General features: G+C 70.9%; 9 protein-coding genes. All 9 read left to right on the plus strand.

Annotation, left to right across the window (positions count from 1 at the left end):
- The first annotated feature begins 1,203 nt into the window (after window positions 1-1,203).
- A complete protein-coding gene (locus NQ160_RS12540; protein WP_257515565.1) occupies window positions 1,204-2,031 on the plus strand; it encodes a hypothetical protein in 828 nt (275 codons plus the stop codon).
- Window positions 2,031-3,068, plus strand: a complete 1,038-nt coding sequence (locus NQ160_RS12545; protein WP_257515566.1) for an HAD-IIA family hydrolase — start codon at window positions 2,031-2,033, stop codon at window positions 3,066-3,068. Before NQ160_RS12540 ends, NQ160_RS12545 begins: the two co-directional genes overlap by 1 nt.
- Window positions 3,069-3,097: 29 nt before the next feature.
- Entirely contained in the window at window positions 3,098-3,280 is a 183-nt protein-coding gene (locus NQ160_RS12550) for a hypothetical protein (protein WP_257515573.1), read from the plus strand.
- Window positions 3,277-4,077, plus strand: a complete 801-nt coding sequence (locus tag NQ160_RS12555) for a TlyA family RNA methyltransferase (protein ID WP_257515567.1) — start codon at window positions 3,277-3,279, stop codon at window positions 4,075-4,077. Before NQ160_RS12550 ends, NQ160_RS12555 begins: the two co-directional genes overlap by 4 nt.
- Complete coding sequence (locus tag NQ160_RS12560; protein ID WP_257515568.1) at window positions 4,074-5,003, plus strand: NAD kinase; 930 nt, start codon at window positions 4,074-4,076, stop codon at window positions 5,001-5,003. Before NQ160_RS12555 ends, NQ160_RS12560 begins: the two co-directional genes overlap by 4 nt.
- Before the next feature lie 28 nt (window positions 5,004-5,031).
- Entirely contained in the window at window positions 5,032-6,723 is a 1,692-nt protein-coding gene (recN, locus tag NQ160_RS12565) for a DNA repair protein RecN (protein WP_257515569.1), read from the plus strand.
- A gap of 18 nt (window positions 6,724-6,741) precedes the next feature.
- Complete coding sequence (locus NQ160_RS12570; RefSeq protein ID WP_257515570.1) at window positions 6,742-8,436, plus strand: CTP synthase; 1,695 nt, start codon at window positions 6,742-6,744, stop codon at window positions 8,434-8,436.
- Window positions 8,429-9,043 carry an NUDIX domain-containing protein gene (locus NQ160_RS12575; RefSeq protein WP_257515571.1) on the plus strand — a complete coding sequence of 205 codons (615 nt, stop codon included), beginning with the start codon at window positions 8,429-8,431 and terminating at the stop codon, window positions 9,041-9,043. The genes NQ160_RS12570 and NQ160_RS12575 overlap by 8 nt, the downstream gene beginning before the upstream one ends.
- A gap of 1 nt (window position 9,044) precedes the next feature.
- Window positions 9,045-9,760: site-specific integrase (locus NQ160_RS12580; protein ID WP_257515572.1), on the plus strand; the 716-nt coding region annotated here is incomplete at its 3' end.

Raw genomic sequence — 9,760 nt, forward strand, 5'->3', positions numbered from 1 at the left:
AATAGGGAAGGAGCCGAGATGACGGACGACAAGCGACCGGATGGCGAAGAACGCCGGCGCCCCAAGCACGTGTCCGACGACCGGCGAAACTCGGGGGAGCGCAAGCCCTTCGTGAAGCGCGAGGGCGACCGCAAGCCGTACCAGAAGCGCGACGGTGATCACCGGCCGGCTGCCCGCGATGGTGAGCGTAAGTCGTACCCGCCTCGCGATGGCGAGCGGAAGTCATACCCGCCGCGTGACGGTGAGCGTCGTCCCTACGCGCCTCGCGATGGTGAGCGTAAGTCGTACCCGCCTCGCGATGGTGAGCGTAAGTCGTACCCGCCTCGCGATGGTGAGCGTAAGTCGTACCCGCCTCGCGATGGTGAGCGTAAGTCGTACCCGCCTCGTGACGGTGAGCGTCGTCCCTACGCGCCTCGCGATGGCGAGCGTAAGTCGTACCCGCCTCGTGACGGTGAGCGGAAGTCTTATCCGCCGCGTGACGGTGAGCGTCGTCCGTACGCCCCGCGTGACGGGGAGCGGAAGTCGTACCCGCCCCGTGATGGTGAGCGTCGTCCGTACGCGCCTCGTGACGGGGAGCGGAAGTCTTATCCGCCGCGTGATGGTGAGCGGAAGTCGTACCCGCCCCGTGATGGTGAGCGTCGTCCGTACGCGCCTCGTGACGGGGAGCGGAAGTCTTATCCGCCGCGTGATGGTGAGCGTCGTCCGTACGCGCCTCGTGACGGGGAGCGTAAGTCTTATCCGCCCCGTGACGGTGAGCGTAAGTCTTATCCGCCGCGTGACGGTGAGCGTCGTCCGTACGCCCCTCGTGATGGTGAGCGGAAGTCGTACCCGCCGCGTGATGGTGAGCGGAAGTCGTACCCGCCCCGTGATGGTGAGCGTCGTCCGTACGCCCCTCGTGATGGTGAGCGGAAGTCGTACCCGCCCCGTGATGGTGAGCGTCGTCCGTACGCTCCGCGCGACGGTGAGCGGAAGTCGTACCCGCCGCGTGACGGCGACCGCAAGCCCTATGCGAAGCGTGATGGAGGCGGGCGCCCGTTCGATGCCCGTGACGATCGCCGAGTCTCGCGTCCCCCGCAGGAAGAGCGTGAGTCGGGACCGCACATCCCCGACGACGTCACTGCAGCGGATCTGCACCCTTCGGCACGCAATGAGCTGAAGACCCTGAGCAAGGAGAACGCCGAGCAGGTCGGTCGCCACCTCGCGATGGCAGCGATGCTCATCGAGGAGGACCCGCAGCTGGCACACGAGCACGCCCTCGCCGCGATTCGCCGGGCCGGCCGCATCGCCGTCGCGCGGGAGACCGCCGCCATCACGGCATATGCGATCGGGGACTTCGCCCTGGCGCTGCGCGAACTGCGGACATACCGCCGCATCTCGGGACGCGACGATCAGATCGCGCTCATGGTCGACAGCGAGCGCGGCGTGGGACGGCCCGACCGCGCTCTCGAGCTCGGTCGCTCGGTTGACCGCGCGGCGCTTGCCACCCCGGCGCGGGTCGAGCTCGCGATCGCGATGTCCGGCGCACAGTTGGACCTCGGGCAGCCGCAGCGTGCACTGGCGGAGCTGGACATTCCCGAGCTGGATCCGGACCGTGCCTTCGAGTGGAGCCCGGCGCTCTTCGCCGCCCGCGCGACCGTTTTGGCAGAGCTCGGACGCGATGACGAGTCCGCCGAGTGGCAGCGCCGCGCGATCGTCGCCGCCGAGGTGATCGACGCTGCTCTCGGTTCGTCGGCGGACGAGGAGTTCCAGATCGTCGACGAGGTCGAGGAGCTCGCGCTCGAGCCCGACGATGCTGAGGGTGACGAGGCCGACGCCGAAGAGGCTGAGGCGGTCGTCGCTGAGGCTGGAGCTGAGAACGCCGAAGCTCATGGCGCCGACGCCTCTGAAGCCGAGTCGGGGGCCACGTCGGCCGCGGAGCCCGAAACGGCCGCGGAGCCAGAGACGGTTGCGGTGGCCGATGAGGCCATCGACCCGAAGAGCGAGACGCTGTTCGACGACGCCGGGCTGTCGGACGACGCCCCGGAGAAGTGATGGCGCTGTTCTCGCGCAACGCCACGCCGACGCCGCTTGACGGAGTCGACGTCGTTCTGGCCGACCTCGACGGGGTCGTCTATGCCGGACCCAGCCCGCTTCCGCACGCGGTGGAGAGCCTCGTCCGCGCGGGTCAGACCCGCCGGCTCGGCTACATCACCAACAACGCCTCGCGCACCGACGCCACGGTGGCAAGCCACCTGCGTGAACTCGGCCTGTCTTCGACCAAACCCGAGGACGTCGTAACCAGTCCGCAGGCGGCCATGCGGCTGCTGCGGGAGCGCGTGGCGCCCGGCGCGCGCATCCTCGTCGTCGGTGGTGACGGACTGACGGTCGAGGTGGAGAAGGCGGGCTACGCAGTCACGCGCAGCGCCGATGACTCGCCGGCCGCCGTGGTGCAGGGCTTCGCGCCCGACGTCGGCTGGCAGCACCTGGCCGAAGCGGCGTACGCGCTCGCACTGCCCGAGGACGAGGGCGGCATCCCGTGGATCGCCACCAACACCGACTGGACGATCCCTCAGGCGCGGGGTCTCGCTCCGGGCAACGGCACCCTGGTGTCGGCCGTGCATACCGCGGTCGGCCGGCTCGCCGTCGTGGCGGGCAAACCGGAACGCCCGATCTTCGACGAAGCCGTGGCCCGCTTCGGCGCATCGAACCCGCTGTTCCTCGGTGACCGCCTCGATACCGACATCGCGGGGGCTCAGGCCGCCGGCATCCCGTCGGTGCTCGTCCTCACCGGGGTGGACCGGCCCAAGCACGTGCTGGCGGCGCCGCCGCATTCGCGGCCGACGTACATCCTGGGCGACCTGCGCGAACTGCACGAGCCCTACCCCGAGGTGAAGATCAAGGGCGACGTCACGACCGTGCGCGATGCGGCTGTCCGTATCGACGGACCCGACGTCCACATCCTGTCCGAGGGCTCGCGCCCCATCGATCTGGTGCGCGCGGGCGCGGCGGCGATCTGGGCGACAGGACGCGGCATCTTCGGGTTCCGCGTGCCGGAGCGGCTGTACGCCGACCCGTTCCACCGGCCCTGATCCGGCGGACCAGCGCCTATCCTGGGGGCATGTCGATGGATGCCGCGCCCGAGCCGTCCGCAGCCGAACCCGCGCAGCCGCGCGAAGATCTGCTGTCGGCGCTCGAGGTGATCGAGGGCCAGCCCCTCGACGAGCGGGCCCAGGGGTACGCGGCGCTGCACGACGAACTGGCCCGTCGGCTGCAGTCCGGCCCGGCAGACCCCTCAGCATGACGGAGCGTCTCGATGCGGCCGTCGCTGCGCGCGGGCTTGCGCGCTCGCGCACGCACGCCGCGCAGCTGATCGCCGCCGGCCTCGTGAGCGTCGACGGGCAACCGCTCGTGAAAGCGTCCGCACGCGTGGGGGAGGATGCCGCGATCACCGTCGCGGCATCCGATCACTACGTCAGCCGAGCGGCGCACAAGCTGATCGCCGCACTCGACGCCTTCGCCGTGGACGTGCAGGACCGGACGGCGCTGGACATGGGGGCGTCCACCGGAGGATTCACGCAGGTGCTGCGTGAACGAGGCGCCCATCCCGTGCTCGCCGTCGACGTTGGCCACGGTCAGCTGGCGGCATCCGTCGCCGCCGACCCCGAGGTGCGGGCCGTTGAAGGGTTCAACGTGCGGCACATGACTCCGGAGAGCCTCGCCGCGGCCTCGGGCGTCGACGTGGCGCCGTCGGTGGTCACCGGCGACCTGTCGTTCATCTCGCTTGCGCACGTGCTGCCGGCCGTGGTGGCCGTCTGCGCCCCGGACGCCGACATCGTCCTGCTGATCAAGCCGCAGTTCGAGGTGGGGCGCACGGGCGTGCGTGAGGGGCTCGTCAAGAACGCCGGCCTGCGCGCCGACGCCGTCGCCGGCGTGCTGTGGTCGGCATGGGACGCGGGCCTGGGCACCTGCGGACTCATCTCGTCGCCGATCGCCGGCACGCACGGCAACGCGGAGTATCTGGTGCATCTGCGTCCGGGCGTGGACGGCAATCCGACAGAATGGTTGCGCACCGTGAACCGACTGGCGGAGATCGAATGACGCAGCCTCAGCGACACATCCTCGTCGTCGTCAACGCCCACCGGGGCGACAACGCCGACGCTGCCCAGCGCGTCTTCCAGGCCCTCCAGTCCGCTGGCGCCCACCCCGTCGTCACCGCCGAGGATCGCGGCGATCTCACGGGTATCGATCTCTCGGGCGTCGCCACCCTCGGCACCGATGTCGCCGTCGACGACATCGAGCTGGCCATCGTGCTCGGCGGCGACGGGACGATCCTGCGGGCCGCCGAACTCGTCCGTGACGGCACCGCCCCGGTGCTCGGCGTCAACATGGGGCATGTCGGCTTTCTGGCCGAGATCGAACGCGACGACATGGATGACGCGGTGCGCCGCGTCATTGCCCGCGATTACGTCGTCGAGGAACGCATGGCCCTGTCGGTGCGCATCAAGGATGCCACCAACACGGTGATCTACGAGACGTGGGCGCTGAACGAGGCCACCGTCGAGAAAGCCAGCCGGGAGCGGATGCTCGAGGTCGTCATGGAGATCGACGGCCGCCCGCTGTCGTCATTCGGCTGCGACGGCGTCGTCGTGTCGACACCCACCGGGTCGACGGCGTACAACTTCTCGGGCGGCGGACCAGTGGTGTGGCCCACCGTCGAGGCGATTACGGTCGTCCCGCTGTCGGCTCACGCTCTCTTCGCGCGCCCGCTGGTGGTGAGCCCCGAGGCGGCGGTGGCGATCGAGGTGCTCGAGCGCAACAACGGCCTCGGCGTGCTGTGGTGCGACGGGCGGCGCTCGCACGATCTGCCGCCGGGCGCCCGCGTGGTCGTGCGCCGCTCCGCCGACCCGGTGCGCTTGGCGCGGCTGCATCCCGCTGCCTTCACCGACCGGCTCGTGCGCAAGTTCCAGCTGCCCGTGACCGGCTGGCGGGGACCCGTCGGACCGGTCGAGGCGGAGGCCCCGTGAGCATCGCCGTGTTCTGCGAGGTTTCGCGATGATCGAGGAGATCCGCCTGCGCGACCTCGGTGTCATCGCCCAGGCGACCCTGCCGATGGGCCCGGGGTTCACCGCGATCACCGGAGAGACGGGCGCGGGCAAGACGATGGTCGTCACGGGCCTGGGGCTGCTGCTCGGTCAGCGCGCGGACTCGGGTGCCGTGCGCTCGGGGGCGCCGCAGGCATCGGTGGAGGGCACGTGGATCGTCCCGGACGACGGAGCCGTCGCCGAGCGGGTGCGCGAGGCGGGCGGAGACCTCGAGCCCATCGGCGGGGGCGACGCGGAGCTGTACCTGGCGCGCACGCTTTCGAGCGAGGGTCGCAGCCGTGCGACGGTAGGCGGCCGCACCGCGCCCGCGGGGGTGCTCGCCGATCTCGCCGACCAGCTGGTCGTCGTGCACGGGCAGTCGGATCAGCTGCGGCTGCGCTCAGCCGTCGCGCAGCGCGAGGCCCTCGACAGGTTCGGCGGTGCGCCGGTCGCCGCAGCACTCGCGGATTACCGCTCGGCATACGACACCTGGCGGGCGCTGGACGCCGAGCTGACCACGCTCACCGGTGACCGCGACGCCCGAGCGCGCGAGGCCGAGGAGCTGCGCCTGCTGTTGGCCGACATCGAACGGGTCGACCCGCAGCCGGGGGAGGACGACGATCTGACGCGTCGGGCCGAGCGTCTCGCGCACGCCGAGGACCTGCGCGTGGCCGCGGCGACCGCCCACGCGGCATTGTCGACCGACGACGACGCGCCCGACGTCGCGGCGCTGGCCGCCGAGGCCCGGCGGGCTCTGGAGCGTGCCGCCGACCGCGACGGCTCTCTTGCCGCCCTTGCCGAGCAGGCGGCCGAGATCGGGTACCGCGCCGTGGACCTCGCGCAGTCGCTGTCGGGATACCTCGCCGACCTCGACGAGACCGGACCACAGGAGCTCGCCCTCGTCGAGGAGCGTCGCGCCGAGCTCGCGACGCTGTCTCGCGTGCACGGCTCGGTGGATGCCGCGATCGACCTGCTGCGCACCGGATCGGCCCGCTTGGCCGAACTCGACGACGACGGCGACCGGGTCGAGCGTCTCACGGAGGAGCGCGACGCCGCGGCATCCGTGCTCGACGCCGCCGCCGACGCCTTGACCGCCGCCCGCACGGCTGCCGCAGAGCGGCTCGGCGCGGCCGTCACCGAAGAGCTGCGTGCCCTGGCCCTGCCCGACGCGCGCCTGGCGGTGCAGGTCGCGCCGGGGTCGCCATCGGCCGCCGGCCGCGACGACGTGACCATCCTGCTGGCCCCGCATCCGGGAGCCGAGCCGCGGCCCGTCGCCAAGGGTGCCTCCGGCGGCGAGCTCAGCCGCGTCATGCTGGCGCTCGAGGTGGTCATCGCCGGCACCGACCCGGTGCCCACGTTCGTGTTCGACGAGGTGGATGCCGGCATCGGCGGGGCTGCCGCGATCGAGGTGGGCCGTCGCCTGGCGCGACTCGCCGAATCGTCGCAGGTCGTCGTGGTCACCCACCTCGCGCAGGTGGCCGCCTTCGCCGGCAACCACCTCACCGTCGTGAAGGCCAGCGACGGGTCGGTGACCGCGTCGAGCGTGCGGCGGTTGGCCGGCGCCGACCGAGAGGCCGAAATGGCCCGACTGCTGTCGGGGATGGCCGATTCCGAGGCGGCACTCACCCACGCACGCGAACTGCTCAGCCTCGGCGGCGCATGACTGGTAGCATGAAAGCCCGTGACGGAAACTTCTAGCGCGGCCCCCCTTTCGAACGACACCACCAGACACATCTTCGTGACAGGCGGTGTCGTTTCCTCGTTGGGGAAGGGACTGACCGCAGCGAGCCTGGGCAACCTGCTCACCGCGCGCGGCGTGCGCGTGGTCATGCAGAAGCTCGACCCTTACCTGAACGTCGACCCGGGAACGATGAACCCGTTCCAGCACGGCGAGGTGTTCGTCACCGACGACGGGGCCGAGACCGATCTCGACATCGGCCACTACGAGCGCTTCCTCGACATCGAGCTGAACCAGTCGGCCAACGTCACGACGGGGCAGATCTACTCGCAGGTCATCGCCAAGGAACGCCGCGGCGAATACCTGGGCGACACCGTTCAGGTCATCCCGCACATCACCGATGAGATCAAGCGTCGCATGCGACTGCAGGCGACCGAGGATCCCCAGCCCGACGTGATCATCACCGAGATCGGCGGCACGGTCGGCGACATCGAGTCGCAGCCGTTCATCGAGGCCGCGCGCCAGATCCGCCACGAGCTGGGTCGCGACAACGTCTTCTTCGTGCACGTGTCGCTGGTGCCGTTCATGGGCGCCTCGGGTGAGCAGAAGACCAAGCCCACGCAGCACTCCGTCGCGGCCCTGCGCTCCATCGGCATCCAGCCCGATGCGCTGGTGCTGCGCAGCGACCGGCCTGTCACCGAGTCGAACAAGCGCAAGATCGCGCTCATGTGCGACGTCGATGAGGATGCCGTCGTCAACGCCGTGGACGTCCCGAGCATCTACGACATCCCCACCATGCTCAACGAGCAGGGCCTGGACGACTACATCGTGCGGGCGCTGGGGCTCTCGAAGGCCGCGGACGTGGACTGGACGCGCTGGAACACGGTGCTGCAGGCGGTGCACAACCCCAAGCACGAGGTCACCATCGGCCTGGTCGGCAAGTACATCGACCTGCCCGACGCCTACCTGTCGGTGACCGAGGCGCTCAAGGCCGGCGGGTTCGGCCAGGAGACGAAGGTCAAGATCACCTGGATTCCCTCCGACCTGTGCGAGACGCCCGAGGGCGCCGAGAAGGCGCTGGCGGGCGTCGATGGCATCGTGATCCCCGGCGGCTTCGGCATCCGCGGCATCGAGGGCAAGCTCGGCGCGCTGCGGTTCGCGCGGGAGCAGGGCCTCCCCACCCTCGGCATCTGCCTCGGCCTGCAGTGCATGGTGATCGAGTACGCGCGCAACGTCGCCGGGCTCGAGGGCGCGTCGTCGAGCGAGTTCGACCCCGACACCGAGTTCCCCGTCATCGCGACGATGGCCGAGCAGGTCGACATCCTCGCAGGCGGCGACCTGGGCGGCACCATGCGCCTGGGCCTGTACCCGGCCAAGCTCGCGGAGGGGTCTCTCGCCGCGGAGGTCTACGGCTCGGACGTCGCCTATGAGCGTCACCGCCACCGCTACGAGGTCAACAACCGCTACCGCGACCAGATCGCCGACGCCGGCCTGGTCTTCTCGGGCGTGAATCCGGACCTGGGACTCGTGGAGTACGTCGAGCTGCCGCGCGACGTGCACCCGTACTACATCGCCACCCAGGCGCACCCCGAGCTGCGCTCGCGGCCCACCGAGCCGCACCCGCTCTTCCGCGGGCTGATCGCCGCGGCCGTCGAGCGTCACCGCGCCAGCGAACTGTTCGACGTCGAGAATGCCTGACTCAGGCGCCGCGGAGTTCCCCGACCCCGCCGAGCTCCGCGACGAGCCCGTCGAGTACGAGGTCGTGCGCAGCGAGCTGGTGTACCGGGGACGCGTGTGGGATGTCCGCAGCGACACCGTGCGATACGGCGACGGCGAGATCGTGCGTGACTACGTCGCGCACACCGGTGCCGCGGCCGTCGTCGCGCTCGACGACGAGGGGCGGATGCTGCTGATCCAGCAGTATCGGCACCCGATCCGCAGCCGCGACTGGGAGATTCCGGCGGGCCTGCTCGACGTCGAAGGGGAGTCGCCCGTCGACGCCGCACGGCGGGAGCTGGCGGAGGAAGCCGACCTCGTGGCCGCGCAGTGGGAGCCGCTGGTGACCTTCCACAGCTCACCGGGCGGCAACGACGAGGTGCTGCACGTCTTCTTCGCGCGGGGCCTCACCGCCGCCGCCGAGAAGCACGCCCGGGGTGATGAGGAGAGCGACATCCGCCTGGCGTGGGTGCCGCTGGACGACGTGATCACCGGCATCCTCGAGGGGCGGATGCGCAACGGCATCCTCGCGATCGGAGCGTTCGCCGCCGCGGAGCGCCTGCGCCGATCCGGGGCCGCCGGCCACTGACATGCGCATCGAGCGCGCGGTCGACGGGTACCTCCGTCACGTCGCGGTCGAGCGCGGTCTCTCGGAGCACACCAGTGCCGCCTACCGTCGCGACCTCGACGGGTACGCGCGTTGGCTCGAGGCGCAGGGGATCGCTGACACCGATGCCGTGACGGCTGACGTGGTGTCGGCGTTCATCGCCGACCGCGCCTCGGCCGCCCCGCCGCCGGCGGCGTCGAGCCTGGCGCGGCTGCAATCCGCGGTGCGGTCGTTTCACCGTTACCTGGTGCGGGAGGGGGTCTCCGACGACGACCCGACGGGAAGGCTGCGACCGCCCAAGGCAGCGCGGCGTCTGCCGAAGGCGCTCACCATCGCGCAGGTGGAGGCGCTCATCGAGGCCTCGGGGCCTGCGGCATCCGATGCCCTGCCGGGTGACCTCGTGGGTCTTCGCGACCGCGCACTGCTGGAGCTGCTTTACGCCACCGGCGCGCGGATCTCGGAGATCGTCCAGCTCGACGTCGACGATCTCGCGCACGGTGACGTGCTGCGCGTGCGCGGAAAGGGCGACAAGGAGCGCATCGTGCCGGTCGGCTCCTATGCGCGCGAGGCGGTCGACGCCTACCTCACGCGGGTGCGGCCGGAGCTGTCGCGGCGGGGGAGTGCGACCCCGCGGCTGTTCCTGGGAGTCCGCGGCGCACCGCTGTCGCGGCAGAGCGCGTGGCTGGTCATCGGGCAGGC

It is taken from the genome of Microbacterium sp. zg.Y909, from assembly GCF_024626565.1.

Coding starts and splice junctions, on each gene's coding strand:
- recN (WP_257515569.1), top strand. CDS start 5,032: ATGATCGAGGAGATCCGCCTGCGCGACCTCGGTGTCATCGCCCAGGCG.
- NQ160_RS12575 (WP_257515571.1), top strand. CDS start 8,429: ATGCCTGACTCAGGCGCCGCGGAGTTCCCCGACCCCGCCGAGCTCCGC.
- NQ160_RS12545 (WP_257515566.1), top strand. CDS start 2,031: ATGGCGCTGTTCTCGCGCAACGCCACGCCGACGCCGCTTGACGGAGTC.
- NQ160_RS12540 (WP_257515565.1), top strand. CDS start 1,204: ATGGCAGCGATGCTCATCGAGGAGGACCCGCAGCTGGCACACGAGCAC.
- NQ160_RS12550 (WP_257515573.1), top strand. CDS start 3,098: ATGTCGATGGATGCCGCGCCCGAGCCGTCCGCAGCCGAACCCGCGCAG.
- NQ160_RS12555 (WP_257515567.1), top strand. CDS start 3,277: ATGACGGAGCGTCTCGATGCGGCCGTCGCTGCGCGCGGGCTTGCGCGC.
- NQ160_RS12560 (WP_257515568.1), top strand. CDS start 4,074: ATGACGCAGCCTCAGCGACACATCCTCGTCGTCGTCAACGCCCACCGG.